The organism is Arthrobacter sp. StoSoilA2, assembly GCF_019977195.1.
GTDB lineage: Bacteria > Actinomycetota > Actinomycetes > Actinomycetales > Micrococcaceae > Arthrobacter.
Genome location: NZ_AP024643.1, coordinates 4880360 through 4892999, shown reverse-complemented (window position 1 = coordinate 4892999; position 12640 = coordinate 4880360). Strand labels below are relative to the sequence as shown.

The 12640-nt window shown below is 61.6% G+C and carries 12 protein-coding genes; 9 read left to right on the top strand and 3 right to left on the bottom strand.

Annotation, left to right across the window (positions count from 1 at the left end):
- Positions 1–40: 40 nt before the first annotated feature.
- The 7 genes from LDN82_RS22405 (at position 41) to LDN82_RS22375 (ending at position 8077) form a co-directional block, all read left to right on the top strand.
- Entirely contained in the window at positions 41–1552 is a 1512-nt protein-coding gene (locus LDN82_RS22405) for a bifunctional phosphatase PAP2/diacylglycerol kinase family protein (RefSeq protein WP_224167598.1), read from the top strand.
- A 157-nt stretch (positions 1553–1709) separates the two neighbouring features.
- Positions 1710–2654, top strand: coding sequence for an ATP-binding cassette domain-containing protein (locus LDN82_RS22400; protein WP_224165906.1), 945 nt, complete (start codon positions 1710–1712; stop codon positions 2652–2654).
- A gap of 2 nt (positions 2655–2656) precedes the next feature.
- On the top strand, positions 2657–3508 hold the full coding sequence (locus LDN82_RS22395; protein ID WP_224165905.1) for an ABC transporter permease: 852 nt from the start codon (positions 2657–2659) through the stop codon (positions 3506–3508).
- Positions 3509–3526: 18 nt separating this feature from the next.
- On the top strand, positions 3527–4810 hold the full coding sequence (locus LDN82_RS22390) for a histidine kinase (RefSeq protein ID WP_224165904.1): 1284 nt from the start codon (positions 3527–3529) through the stop codon (positions 4808–4810).
- Positions 4811–4866: 56 nt separating this feature from the next.
- A complete protein-coding gene (locus tag LDN82_RS22385; RefSeq protein ID WP_263422317.1) occupies positions 4867–5505 on the top strand; it encodes a response regulator transcription factor in 639 nt (212 codons plus the stop codon).
- Positions 5506–5669: 164 nt separating this feature from the next.
- The gene (locus LDN82_RS22380) at positions 5670–7172 is read left to right on the top strand and encodes an amino acid permease (RefSeq protein ID WP_224165902.1); all 1503 of its coding nucleotides are present in this window, start codon (positions 5670–5672) and stop codon (positions 7170–7172) included.
- Positions 7173–7318: 146 nt separating this feature from the next.
- On the top strand, positions 7319–8077 hold the full coding sequence (locus LDN82_RS22375) for an IclR family transcriptional regulator C-terminal domain-containing protein (RefSeq protein WP_224165901.1): 759 nt from the start codon (positions 7319–7321) through the stop codon (positions 8075–8077).
- Between the two features lie 11 nt (positions 8078–8088).
- Here LDN82_RS22375 and LDN82_RS22370 read toward each other — a convergent pair whose 3' ends face one another.
- The 3 genes from LDN82_RS22370 to LDN82_RS22360 all read right to left on the bottom strand — a co-directional run bounded on the left by LDN82_RS22370 (position 8089) and on the right by LDN82_RS22360 (position 10137).
- Positions 8089–8853 carry an IclR family transcriptional regulator gene (locus LDN82_RS22370; RefSeq protein WP_224165900.1) on the bottom strand — a complete coding sequence of 255 codons (765 nt, stop codon included), beginning with the start codon at positions 8851–8853 and terminating at the stop codon, positions 8089–8091.
- Between the two features lie 97 nt (positions 8854–8950).
- Positions 8951–9691, bottom strand: coding sequence for a cyclase family protein (locus LDN82_RS22365; protein WP_224165899.1), 741 nt, complete (start codon positions 9689–9691; stop codon positions 8951–8953).
- Positions 9691–10137: a hypothetical protein gene (locus LDN82_RS22360; protein WP_224165898.1), complete on the bottom strand. Its 447-nt coding sequence runs from the start codon at positions 10135–10137 to the stop codon at positions 9691–9693. Before LDN82_RS22360 ends, LDN82_RS22365 begins: the two co-directional genes overlap by 1 nt.
- Before the next feature lie 185 nt (positions 10138–10322).
- On the opposite strand from LDN82_RS22360, the gene LDN82_RS22355 reads away from it, so the two are divergent.
- Together LDN82_RS22355 and LDN82_RS22350 are read left to right on the top strand one after the other, a co-directional pair.
- Positions 10323–11210 carry an intradiol ring-cleavage dioxygenase gene (locus LDN82_RS22355; protein ID WP_224165897.1) on the top strand — a complete coding sequence of 296 codons (888 nt, stop codon included), beginning with the start codon at positions 10323–10325 and terminating at the stop codon, positions 11208–11210.
- A gap of 37 nt (positions 11211–11247) precedes the next feature.
- Positions 11248–12555, top strand: a complete 1308-nt coding sequence (locus LDN82_RS22350) for a M18 family aminopeptidase (RefSeq protein WP_224165896.1) — start codon at positions 11248–11250, stop codon at positions 12553–12555.
- The last annotated feature ends 85 nt before the right edge of the window (positions 12556–12640 follow it).

The window sequence follows — 12640 nt, the reverse complement described above, 5'->3', positions numbered from 1 at the left end:
CCGCCGGGTCCTGCCGCCGGGCTCGCGCTACTGTGGTGGAATGCGAGGTTTCCTGGGCAAAGGCCCCAAGCACGTGGCAAGGTTCGATCATTTCCTTGTCAGGGCGGTTTCGCGCCAGCCGCAAGGCGAACATGATGATCTCTTCCGGCGGCTCTCAGCAGCGGCCACCAAAGGAAAGCTCTGGTTTGGCATCGCGGGAATCATGGCCACGGTTCCAGGAAAACCGCGCAGAGCAGCCCTGCATGGACTGCTTGCCTTGGGCGTGGCCTCCGGGGTCACTAACCTCATCTTCAAAACGGCGCTCCCCCGGCGGCGGCCCTTGCCGGAACACCTGCCCGTTTTCAGGTTCGTACACCCGCAGCCGGTCAGTTCCTCCATGCCATCCGGACACTCAGCTTCGGCCGTGGCTTTTGTCGTGGGAGCAGGGATGGTTTCGCCCGTCCTGGGCGCCGTACTTGCGCCCATCGCCGCGGGCGTTGCGTATTCCCGTGTGCACACAGGTGCGCACTGGCCGTCAGACGTCGTGTTTGGTTCTGCACTTGGCGCGGGTGCTGCCCTGCTGACACGCACGTGGTGGCCAGCCAAGCCCGCCGAACCCAAACCCCGCCGGACGCCGGCAGGGGCCCCGGGAATTTCCGACGGCGAGGGGCTGAGCATCGCTGTTAATGTCCTGGGCGGTTCCTACTCCCCCGAAACCGGCGAACTGCTACAGGAGGTATTCCCCAAAGCGCATATTCATGAAATCGCTGAGGGCGAGGATGTCGCCGCTGAGATTGAAGCAGCCGCAGCCCGGCCAGGCACCGTAGCGCTTGGCGTGTGGGGTGGTGACGGGACGGTTGGCACCGCGGCCGCTATCGCCGTCGAGCATTCCCTGCCTCTTCTGGTATTGCCGGGTGGCACGCTCAACCACTTTGCCCGTGACCTCGGGACCAATTCCATTGACGCCGCAATCAAGGCAGTCACAGAGGGGCAGGCCGCGCTTGTGGATTTCGGGCATGTTGCCGTCCATCGAGGTTTGCCTGACAACCCTGAGTCCAGTGAGATCGCCATGCTGAATACGGCCAGCGTGGGTGTTTATCCGAACCTCGTTCGACGCCGGGAGCGACTGCAGCCTGCCATGGGTAAACCCCTGGCCAGTTTGGTGGCATCGCTGCGGACTTTCGGAGTGAACTCGCCCACGACGCTCACCGTTAACGGCGTGAAGCACAAGCTGTGGATTCTGTACCTGGGACGTGGGCGTTACTACCCCAGCGACCATGCCCCACTTCGACGCCCTGTGCTGGACGACGGCGTCTTCGATCTCCGCATGATCACTGCGGATGAACCATTTGCCCGTGCCCGGCTCCTTTGGGCCGTCATGACAGGCACCGTTGCTGCTTCCAAAGTCACGCATCTGACCGAGGCAACTACCGTCACCATTGAGGCGATCGGAGAACCGTTGGTCCTCGCCGTAGATGGTGAGCCCAAGCCAGGGGTGCGCAGTGCCGTGTTCACCGTCAAGAGCCACGAGCTACGCGTGTATTGTCCGCTGCCGGTGGACCCGGCTTCGTAGCGTCATCCGGCTTCGTAGCGTCATCCGGGAGGACTACCCTGACTGGACCCTGAATCATCCCTGAGACAGGCGATTTCCGCACCCTCTGTGACTAGCGTTGTCAGTACAGTCAACAACTCATCTGCACGTACACGTGCTCCGAGGAGGGAACGCTTCCATGATCGAAGCAACAGGCCTGACGAAGGTCTACGGCGAGAAGACCGCCGTCGGCGGTGTCAGTTTCACCGTCCAAGCCGGACGGGTAACGGGTTTCCTGGGCCCGAACGGTGCCGGCAAGTCAACCACGATGCGCATGATCATGGGACTGGACACTCCCACCGCGGGTTCCGTGACCGTGAACGGTGAACCGTTCGCCAAGCACGTTGCGCCGCTGCGTGAAATCGGTGCGCTGCTGGATGCCAAGGCGGTCCATACCAGCCGCACGGCGTACAACCACCTGCTCGCCATGGCCGCGACGCACAGCATCCCCAAGAGCCGGGTGCGGGAGGTCATCGAGATGACCGGGCTGGGAGAAGTCGCCAAGAAGAAGGTGAAAGGTTTCTCGCTCGGCATGGGCCAGCGCCTGGGCATTGCGGCAGCGCTGCTGGGTGATCCGCAGACCATCATCCTGGACGAGCCCGTGAACGGCCTGGATCCGGAAGGCGTGGTCTGGGTTCGCAACCTGGTCAAGTACCTCGCTTCCGAGGGCCGCACCGTGTTCCTGTCCAGCCACCTCATGAGTGAAATGGCATTGACTGCAGACTATCTGATCGTGATTGGCCGCGGCAAAATCATTGCGGATGCACCCATCGCAGAGATCATCACCGGCAAGGGCCACGCCCGCACACGAGTCCGCACGGACCAGCCGGAGCAGCTCATGCAACTGCTCGCAGGCACGGGTGTATCCGTGGAAGTCCACGAGCGTGAGCTGCTGGAAGTTTCGGGCCTGGATCCTCGCGGAATCGCCCGCACGGCCCTGGAGAACCAGATCATGGTCTACGAGCTGACCCCGCTCCAGGCAAGTCTCGAAGAGGCGTACATGGAGTTGACCAAGGACGAGGTGGAATACCACTCGCACATCACCGCCGGGACCTCTGTTCCCGTTCAGGCCGGAGGGAAATAGACATGAGCACCACCACTTTGGACCGCAAGTCCATGCGCAACTCCGTTGGGCCGGGACCGGCCTTCCACCGCGTACTGAACTCCGAGTTCATCAAGTTCCGCACGTTGTTGTCCACGCTGATTCTCCTGGCATCCACGGCGTTGGTCATGGTTGGCTTCGCAGCACTCTCGGCTTGGGGTACGGGACAGTTCGCCGAGCAAGCTGCGAGGGATCCCGAAGCCGCCGCAGCCATTGCTGCGCAGGGCGGCGACATCGCAGTCAGCATTCCCACCTCCGGCATCGCATTCGCCCAGTTGATCCTCGGTTCGTTGGGCGTCCTGCTCATGAGCTCGGAATTCACTACGGGAATGGCGCGCTCCACGTTCGCTGCGGTCCCCAAGAGGCTCTCGCCGTTCCTGGCCAAGCTGATAGTCGTGATGGTCAGTGCCTTCCTGTTGACGGCTGTGTCCACCTTCGTAGCCGGCCTCGTGTCACTCCCGATCGTGGACAACTACGATCTCAAGCTGGACCTCAGCAGCTCGCAATCGGTAAAGCTTTTGCTCGTCAACAGCATTTACGTGGCGGCCGTGGCAGCGATTGGCATGGCACTGGGAACCATCGTCCGCAACTCGGCAGGAGGCATCATGAGCCTCGTGGGCCTGTTCTTTGTGGCCCCGATTGCATTCCAGCTCATTCCCGGCGATTTCTTCGTGGAAGCCCGCAAGTATCTTCCGGGCAACACCATCAACCCGATGACCGCCGTCGAGCATGTTCCTGACACCCTGGAAGTCTGGCAGGCCGCCCTGGTTCTCGGCGCCTGGGTTGTGGTGCCTGTGGCCTTGGCCATGGTCCTGTTGAAAAAGCGGGATGTCTAGGCCGTTTAGGCTCAATCCATGACTGAAGCTTCCCAAGTGAAGGACGCGCCGGCTGTAACAGCTGACGCGTCCTTCGCTGAAATTGCCCAGCGCCGCAGGGGCCGGATCCGTCGCTATTTTTTCGAACGTCCCCGTGCGATGGATGCGGTGGTTGTCCTTTGCTACGTCCTTTTGGCCTTGCCCACCATCATTACTTCGATCATCGAGGGCAAGTGGCTCGTCGTCGGGCTCTTGCTGCTGATCGCGACGGTCCTGACATTCCGGCGGCGCTACCCGCTTCAGGTGGTTGCCGCCGTCGTGGTTCTGGAAGTCCTGGCCACTGTGCTGAATCCGTGGGGCTCGAACGTGTCCGCGGGGTTGTGGTTTGCCCTCTACGCGGTCGCCACAACCCGGAAGCGGCCAATTTCGCTGGTGGTGTTTGGCGCTGCGAGCCTGCCGCTCAGCCTGTTGTACCTTTTCATGTGGACAAGTCCCAGCAGTATGAACACCCTGCAGGACGTCCCCGAGAATTTCCACCTCATCAACAACATCGCCACCGCCGTGACCATCATGTTGTCCAACCTGCTGGCTACGGGCATTGGTATCTCGGTCCGCCAGAGGCGGGAGCATGAGGCCGAGATCGCCGCATGGGCGGCGCGGACAACGCAGCTGGGCAAGGTCACCGAGCGCAACAGGATTGCGCGGGAAATGCACGACGTCGTGGCTCACTCCCTGACGGTAATGATCAGTTTGTCGGACGGTGCGGCAGTGGTGGTCAAGAAGGACCCCGACCGCGCCGGCGACGTCCTGGGTGAGCTGTCCCGAACGGGCAGGGCAGCGCTTGCGGACATGCGGCGGGTGCTCGGAGTCCTGCGCGACGATTCCGGCCGCCCGGCGCCACTGACTCCGCTCGAGTCCGGGCTTAACCTCGCCAAGCTGCTGGATGGTTTCCGTACGGCCGGCCTGCCGCTGCACTACGCGCACACTGGCCCCGCGCTTCCGGCCGATCCTGCTTTCGAGCTCACCGTGTACCGGATTGTGCAGGAATCGCTGACCAATGTCCTCCGCTACGGACGCTCGCTCAGCCGCGTGGACGTGCAGGTAGCCCGCGACGGCGATCTGGTCACCATCGACGTGCACGACGACGGCCGTGGAACCCGGGAGGGTGGCGAGTCGATGGACAGCCTGGGAACACGGCAAGGCATTGCCGGAATGCGTGAACGGGCTGGAATCTATGCTGGAATCGTTACTGCCGGTCCGGGTAAAAGGGGAGGCTGGGCGGTCCACGCCGAGCTGCACTGGAACGGCGAAAAGGGGGAATAGTGGTAGATCAGGGCGTCATCAAGATCCTGCTGGTGGATGACCAGCCACTGCTTCGGATGGGCTTTCGACTCATTCTTGAAGGTGAAGTGAACTTCCATGTGGTGGGCGAGGCATCAGACGGGAACGAGGCCGTCCGGAAGGTTGAGGAGCTGCAGCCGGATGTGGTGCTCATGGACGTCCGAATGCCCACCATGGATGGCATAGAAGCGACGCGCCGCATTTCGGACGCCGGTTCCGATGCCCGGGTCATCATCCTCACCACCTTTGACCTGGATGAATACGCCTTTTCGGGACTGCAGGCGGGTGCTTCTGCATTTCTGCTTAAGGATGTGGCCCCGGTTGAACTCGTGCATGCTGTGCGGCTTGTGGCCAGCGGCGACGCCGTTGTGGCCCCCCGCGTAACGCAGAGGTTGTTGGAGACGTACGTACGCGGCGGCAGCGTGCCCGGCCAATCGCCCAGCCCACACCGCGATCCGTTATTGGACGATCTCACACCCCGCGAGACCGAGATCCTCACGACCATCGCCGAGGGGCTTTCCAATGCGGAGATAGCCCATAAGTTCTTCCTATCCGAGGCAACTGTTAAGACCCATGTCCGCCGCATCCTCAGCAAGCTGCAACTGAGGGACCGGGTGCAAGTGGTTGTGTACGCGTACGAGACCGGACTTGTTGTGCCGAGCAACCCGGACTACTAATGCGTTAGGCACTTAGCGTGCAACATATGCATTAACAAATGTTTTTAATGACCATATGTGGCGAAAATGTGTTATCTTCGTCACTACAGACGCCCTCTTTGGCACCTTAAGTCCGGATGTCCTCAGGCGTACCGTTCGCATCTGTCATTAACCGGAGACACCACATGGAACCTTCAGCACCCCTGCAACTGGACCATCTACCTGATGCTCCCGCTTCTCCCGGCGCTCCCGCCTCGTCCACCGCTCCCGCCTCGTCCACGGCTCCCGCCTCGTCCACCGCTCCTGCCGAAACCGGCCTCCGCCGAACGATGGGTCCGCGGCACCTCATCATGATCGCGATGGGAGGTGTTATCGGATCGGGCCTGTTCCTCAGTTCGGGCTACACGATTTCCCAGGCAGGCCCGCTCGGTGCTGTCATTGCCTACCTCGTGGGGGCATTCGTGGTCTATCTGGTGATGGCCTGCCTTGGAGAACTCGCGATCGCCTACCCGGTATCGGGCGCCTTCCACATTTACGCCGCACGATCCATCGGTCCGGCCACGGGCTTCACCACGGCCTGGCTCTATTGGCTTTGCTGGGCGGTCGCGATCGGCTCCGAATTCACGGCGTCAGGACTGCTCATGCAGCGGTGGTTCCCTGGCGTCGAAGTCTGGGTGTGGTGCGTTGTGTTCGCAGCAGTCCTCTTCGGATTCAATGCCATCTCCTCCCGGTTCTTCGGAGAATCTGAATTCTGGTTCTCCATCGTCAAAGTGGGGGCGATCATTGCCTTGATCGTCCTTGGCGGAGCCGCACTCCTTGGATTCCAGCCCCTCGCGGACTCCGGTAACCATCCGTTCCTCTTTGAGAACTTCAACACCTCAGGCGGACTCTTTCCCAACGGCTTCTCCGGAGTACTGGTTACTGCCCTGGCGGTCTTCTATGCCTTCTCCGGGTCTGAACTCATCGGGGTTGCTGCCGGAGAAACCACCGATCCTGCGCGGAACATCCCCAAGGCCATGCGTAGCACTGTCGTCCGCCTCCTGATCTTCTTCGTCGGTGCCATTGCCGTCATCGCAGCAACTGTTCCTTTCGATCAGGTGGGACTGGATGAGAGCCCGTTCGTCACAGTGTTCTCCTCTGTGGGTATCCCCTACGCGGCCGACATCATGAACTTCGTCATCATCACGGCACTGTTGTCCGCCGGAAACAGTGGCCTGTTCTCCTGTGCACGCATGCTGTACTCGTTGTCTGATGAAGGGCACGCACCAAAGGCCCTGAAGCGACTGACGCGGCGCGGTATCCCCCTCGTTGCCCTTTCTGTAAGCATGCTTGGCGGGCTGGCATCGCTGATCAGCAGCGTGGTTGCACCGGAAACGGTGTACCTGGCCCTTGTTTCCGTGGCCGGATTCGCTGTGGTGGGCGTATGGATGTCAATCACGGCATCGCACTTCTTCCATCGCCGGGCCTTCGTCCGAAAGGGTGGGCAGGTGGCCGAGCTTGCTTACAAGGCCCCGTTCTTCCCGCTGGTTCCCATCCTGGCATTCACTCTTTGCCTGATCTCACTGGTAGGCATCGCGTTCGATCCAAATCAGGTTGCTGCTCTCTACTTCGGTATTCCGTTCGTAGCCGCCTGCTACATTTACTTCCACTTCAGGCACGGGCGGCACGCGGTTAAGCAGGTCGCCTGACGAATCCAGCACAGGGCTTCGCGGCCGGACTTCAGAGAGAGTCCGGCCGCGAAGCCGTCCATCGTCCTGCCCATGAGGTCCTGATTCCTGCCGCTGACATGGGCGTGTGAGAATGGCGTGAGCGCTTGGCGGAAGGAGCGGGATTCTTGGAGGTGTCACCGGAGGCGTCGTCGTTGGCGCAGGGGCTTCGTCTCGTTCGGCTGGTTACTGACCGCGAAAAGCAGGGCCGTCAGTTACTTGGCGTATCCCAACTCGCGGCCGAGCTGGACATGGAGCAGAGCAGGGTTTCGCGCCTGGCCCAGGAACTGTGCGATTTGGGGCTGCTTGAGCGGCTGGAGCGCGGGCCTTTCCGTGCGGGACCTCGGTTCTTCAGCCTGGCCGCCTCCCTCAATGTTGGCTGGGTCCATGATTCGCGTGCGGAGCTGGAAGAGTTGGTCTCGTCCCTGGGACTTAGGTCCCGGCTGTCAGTGCGGGACGGTGTCAGGGTTCTGCTGCTGCGTTCCTCCACCAACAATTCAGTCCTGGGCGGGTTCGCAAAGCCGGGAATGGTCACGCCCGTGTGGTGTACGGGTTCCGGGCGGGCGTTGCTGTGGGACCACTCCCGGAACGAACTGGAAGCCCTGCTTAATGACGTCAATTTCATCGGCGTCGGCGGGCCTGCTGCAGCGCATTCCCAAGCGGAAGTCGACGCCCTCATGGAGCGCGACAGGTCCCGGGGTTTTGTGTTGGCTGCTGAGGAGTTCGAATACGGTGTATGGGAACTGGCCGTACCTGTCCGGGATCCTTCAGGCGGCATCCTTGCTGCGCTCAGTATCCTGGGTACCCGTTCCGATCTTGAGGGGGCCGCTACGGAGCTTGCCCCGCTGCTGCATTCGGCAGCGCACCGGCTCGGTTCCGGGACTTAAGCTCTTGGCGGCTATTGAAGCCGTCCGCCAACCATCGACTCAAGCCACTCCTGCCAAGCATGGAGGGCGACTGCGTAAGTTTCGCGGTGGGGCTCAATGCGGGACTTGGGGCCCACTATCTGTAGGGCTGCAGCAACCTCTCCTTTGAAGTCGCGTACGGGGGCGGCCAGTGAGTAAAGTCCCGGCTCAGCTTCTTCGTCCACGATTGAGTAGCCGCGCACGCGAGCTTCCTTGAGCCGCGCCAGGAAGTCCTCCACAGACGAAGGCGTATTGGGTCCATGCTTCACGAACTCAACAGATTCGAAGATCTTGCGGACTTCTTCGTCCGGGGCGTCCCACAGAAGTGCTTGGCCGGCGTCACTGCAATAGGCAGGATACGGACGTCCAAGCCACGATCCCACGAGGTTGGCGCTGGCTGGCACCTGTTCACCGATGGTGACCGTACTGTTGCCGCTGAGCACGCCAAGGAAGCACGCCTCGTTGGTTTCAGAAGCGAGACCCTCGAGCGCGGTCAGCCCGTCCGTCTTCAGCCGTTGTTCAGCGACCAGTTGGGCGTCCGTGAGGATAGTCCAACCCAAGCTGTACTTCCGCTGATCCCTCCGGGCCAGGAATCCCTCCTGCAAGGCACCCTTGAGGCTTCGCGATACTTGGCTGCGGTCCTTGTCCAGGTCGGCCGCGACGTCGGCGACCGTCCCGCCGTCGTATCCTTGCGCGTGACGGGCACCGACCGCAAGGATGGCCATCATGCCCCGGCCCATGCTTGAGGTCTTTGACATGGATTGATTCTAGCTTTTGGGCGGAAGGTTCTTCGGGACCGGCACCGGGGACAGGCCCCGGGGGACCGGCTCTGACGGTGGGCCGAACGGGCGCGTCCTAGTGGATGGCGAAAACCCTGGCCGGAAATCCACTGCCTTCCAAGGGCTTGGCCCATGTTGCCACCAGGACGCCGCCGGCCTCGGGCACGTTGTCCAGATTGGCAAGAAGTTCAATCTGCCACTTGTCCCGGGCCAGGACATAAGTTTCCAAGCTGAAGTCCTGCTGGGAGGTGGCGACGCCGGGATCAGTGTCCGTTTGTTCGTGGCCCACGGCCGCCACGGCACGGGTCTCGATCAGGAATTCCAGAACCTCCTGTGACCAGCCGGGAGTGTGGCTGATGCCGGCTTGGTCCTTGTTTGCCATTGCTTGGGCATCAGGCCAGCGATGGCTCCAACCAGTCCGGAGCGCCACAAATGAACCTGCCGGAATCTTCCCGTTCCGCTCCTCCCAGGACTGGACGTCGGCGAGTGTTGGAGTGGCATCTTCGTCGAGGCGAACACGGTCACTGATATCCAGGACAACCAAGGGCAAGAGCATTTGTTCCACGGGTATCTGGTCCAGTGTTCGGCCGCCCCGCACAAAGTGCGACGGCGGATCCACATGGGTTCCCCATTGGCCGACGATCGAGTACCGGTGGGCAGTAAAGCCGTCCCCCTTTTCCATGTCAAAGAGGGCTTCGCGGGACTCATCCGGGAAGGCAGCGAAGCGCGGCTGACCAGAATGGAACGCATGCGTCAGATCGGTGTACGTCCTGCCTTCGAGCAGGGGTGCGAGCTGCTGCCATAACTGGGAACCCATCAGGCCACCCGGCTTTCAATGGCAGGAGCGTGGGCACTGCTGGAGACACTCAGCGGCCCGGAGACTTCAATGACGGGAACTTCCCACGGGTGGATATCCACGATCCGCTGGACGAGTTCATGCACGGCCTGGTCCGGGAGCGAGTCGTCGAAGTATGTGGTGAAGACAAAAGTCGGCGAGATGGTCCTCTGCCCAACGCTTCCCAGAGTGGGATTGGCGCCTTCCGCGACTGTAAAGCCCTCGAACCCTGCCGAGGACTCGAAGACGTGGTGGTAATTGCCGAAGCCTCCCAGCTCCGGCGTTGCGGTGAGTGCTTGCAGCAGGGAAGCGATGCCGGCGTCGGATTCCAGGGCGCCCAGATCGCCACTGGCCAGTTGCGTCATCGTGTCCAGCGGGATGGGCCAGTGGATGCGCAGCTTTCGCACGGCTTTCAATTCAATGTTCATGGGGGCGATGCCTTCCGTGGATGTGCTTACTGGGAGCAATCGTGGCACAAGGTGACGAGCATTACAAGCATATGCAAATGTTTATATTGCACATAAGGCCCTTGGAGGCTGATAGTCGCCGCTTTCACAGCTCCACCACGGGTTTGGCATGTACAAGTCACAGCGCCCGTGGGTTTGATGGACGCATGACGTTCCCGCAGCCTCATCCAGACCACGATCGCGGCCTCGAATTCGATCTCTCCACGCTCCTGAGCCGTCGGCGAACGCTCGGGGTCCTGTTCGCCACCGGGACGGCAGCGGCCCTGGCTGCCTGTACGCCGGGTTCCGGAGGTGGCGGCGCATCGCCGTCGTCGTCTTCCAGTGCTGCCGCTACCGCAACACAAAGCACGACGGCGGCCGTATCACCTTCCGCTACCAGTACCGTGACGCGCGCACTCGCCGAATGCGGAGTCGAGATCCCGGAGGAAACCCTCGGCCCCTATCCCGGCGACGGTTCCAACGGGCCGAATGTGCTCGAGACATCGGGAGTAGTTCGAAAGGACATCACTTCAAGCTTCGGCAGCTCTACCACCAAGGCCGAAGGCGTCCCGCTGACTTTCACCCTCACCCTGCTGGACAACGCCAACGGTTGCTCACCGCTGGCAGGTGCGGCGGTCTATGCCTGGCACTGCGACCGGAACGGCAAGTATTCCCTTTACGATTCAGGGCTGAAGAACGAGAACTATTTGCGCGGCGTCCAGGAGGCCGACAGCAACGGCCAAGTCACTTTCACTACTGTCTACCCCGGCGCCTACAGCGGGCGGTGGCCTCATATTCACTTTGAGGTATTTGAATCCATGAGCAACACTTCCGCGGCGGGGCAGGTGTTGGCGGTTTCCCAGATCGCTCTGGCTGAGGCCGCGTGCAAGGACGTGTACGGTTCGCCGGGATACGAGTCGAGTGCCCGAAACTTTGCAAGAAGCACGCTGGCAGGGGACAACGTCTTTGGTGACGATGGAGGCATATATCAGCTGGCCACCATGTCCGGTTCGGTCCAAGGAGGCTACACAGCCGCGCTGAACGTCACGGTTTGATGCGAAGCGGTCAACAAGCGCAGCTAGACTCGGGGGCATGCCTTCGAATGCCCCCGCAGCAGCTGACCACATCCAGGACCTCGGCGCGTATGTTTCGGCTTCGCCGTCCAGCTTCCATGCAGTGCACGAGGCCGGCAGGCGGCTTGATGGCGCCGGCTTCACCGCGCTGGATGAACTGCAGTCCTGGGAAGGTGGCGCGGGTAAGTTCTATGTCATCCGCGACGGCGCCCTGATCGCGTGGGTCACTCCCGAAAGTGCCGGTCCCACCACGGGCTTCAATATCCTGGGTGCCCACACGGACTCCCCCTCCTTCAAGCTGAAGCCGAAGCCCACCACCGGGAAGTTCGGTTGGCTGCAGGCCGGCGTCGAGGTGTACGGAGGGCCGCTCCTTAACTCCTGGCTGGACCGTGAGCTGCAACTGGCCGGCCGCCTGGTGTTACGCGACGGCACGCAGCACCTGACCGCAACCGGCCCGCTCCTGCGCTTCCCGCAACTCGCCATCCACTTGGACCGTGCGGTTAATGACAACGGCCTGCTTCTGTCCAAGCAGCAGCACATGAATCCGGTCTTCGGGCTCGGTGATCCGGCCAACGAAGATCTTTTGGGCCTGCTTGCCGGGCGCGTCGAGGGCGCCACTGTTGATCCAGCAGATATCGGCGGTTACGACGTCGTCGTGGCGGACACGCAGGCACCTGCGGTTTTCGGCGCCAACGGTGAGTTCTTCGCCTCCGGCCGTTTGGACAACCTTTCCTCCACACACGCTGGCCTGGTGGCATTGATCGAACACGCGAAAGCCGGGCCGAAAGACGGCCCCATCGCTGTCCTCGCGGCGTTTGACCATGAAGAGATCGGTTCCAACTCGCGCTCCGGTGCCTGCGGGCCCATCCTTGAGGACATTTTGACCCGAATCTCTGACGGTCTTGGCGCCTCGGTGAGCCAACGGCGGCAGTCCTTGGCGGCGTCGTTCTGTGTTTCCGCTGACGCCGGCCACGCCGTCCACCCGAACTACGCCGAGAGGCACGATCCCGTCAACCGTCCGTTACTCAACGGTGGGCCGCTGTTGAAGATCAACGCAAACCAGCGTTATGCCACCGATGCCACGGGGGCTGCGCTTTGGGCGCGGGTGTGCGGGGAAACAAATGTGCCGTACCAGGAATATGTATCCAACAACGACCTTCCTTGTGGCTCCACCATTGGTCCACTGACTGCGACGCGGCTGGGGATAAGGACAGTGGATGTCGGCATCCCCCTGCTGTCCATGCACTCGGCTCGGGAATTGTGTGGTGTGGAGGACCCGTTCCGGCTGGCCTCCGTGGCGGAGCAGTTCTTCCGCACTGAGGTCTGATTTCCCGGGCGCGGCTCACAAAGCCTCAAAGAGTCATTTCAAGGGAGTTTCTAAAGTTTCCTATATGAAACTTTAGATGCTTATA

Excerpts from the sequence above, each read along its gene's own strand:
- LDN82_RS22405 (WP_224167598.1), top strand. The coding sequence starts at position 41 with ATGCGAGGTTTCCTGGGCAAAGGCCCCAAGCACGTGGCAAGGTTCGAT.
- LDN82_RS22400 (WP_224165906.1), top strand. The coding sequence starts at position 1,710 with ATGATCGAAGCAACAGGCCTGACGAAGGTCTACGGCGAGAAGACCGCC.
- LDN82_RS22395 (WP_224165905.1), top strand. The coding sequence starts at position 2,657 with ATGAGCACCACCACTTTGGACCGCAAGTCCATGCGCAACTCCGTTGGG.
- LDN82_RS22390 (WP_224165904.1), top strand. The coding sequence starts at position 3,527 with ATGACTGAAGCTTCCCAAGTGAAGGACGCGCCGGCTGTAACAGCTGAC.
- LDN82_RS22385 (WP_263422317.1), top strand. The coding sequence starts at position 4,867 with ATGGGCTTTCGACTCATTCTTGAAGGTGAAGTGAACTTCCATGTGGTG.
- LDN82_RS22380 (WP_224165902.1), top strand. The coding sequence starts at position 5,670 with ATGGAACCTTCAGCACCCCTGCAACTGGACCATCTACCTGATGCTCCC.
- LDN82_RS22370 (WP_224165900.1), bottom strand. The coding sequence starts at position 8,853 with ATGTCAAAGACCTCAAGCATGGGCCGGGGCATGATGGCCATCCTTGCG.
- LDN82_RS22365 (WP_224165899.1), bottom strand. The coding sequence starts at position 9,691 with ATGGGTTCCCAGTTATGGCAGCAGCTCGCACCCCTGCTCGAAGGCAGG.
- LDN82_RS22360 (WP_224165898.1), bottom strand. The coding sequence starts at position 10,137 with ATGAACATTGAATTGAAAGCCGTGCGAAAGCTGCGCATCCACTGGCCC.
- LDN82_RS22355 (WP_224165897.1), top strand. The coding sequence starts at position 10,323 with ATGACGTTCCCGCAGCCTCATCCAGACCACGATCGCGGCCTCGAATTC.
- LDN82_RS22350 (WP_224165896.1), top strand. The coding sequence starts at position 11,248 with ATGCCTTCGAATGCCCCCGCAGCAGCTGACCACATCCAGGACCTCGGC.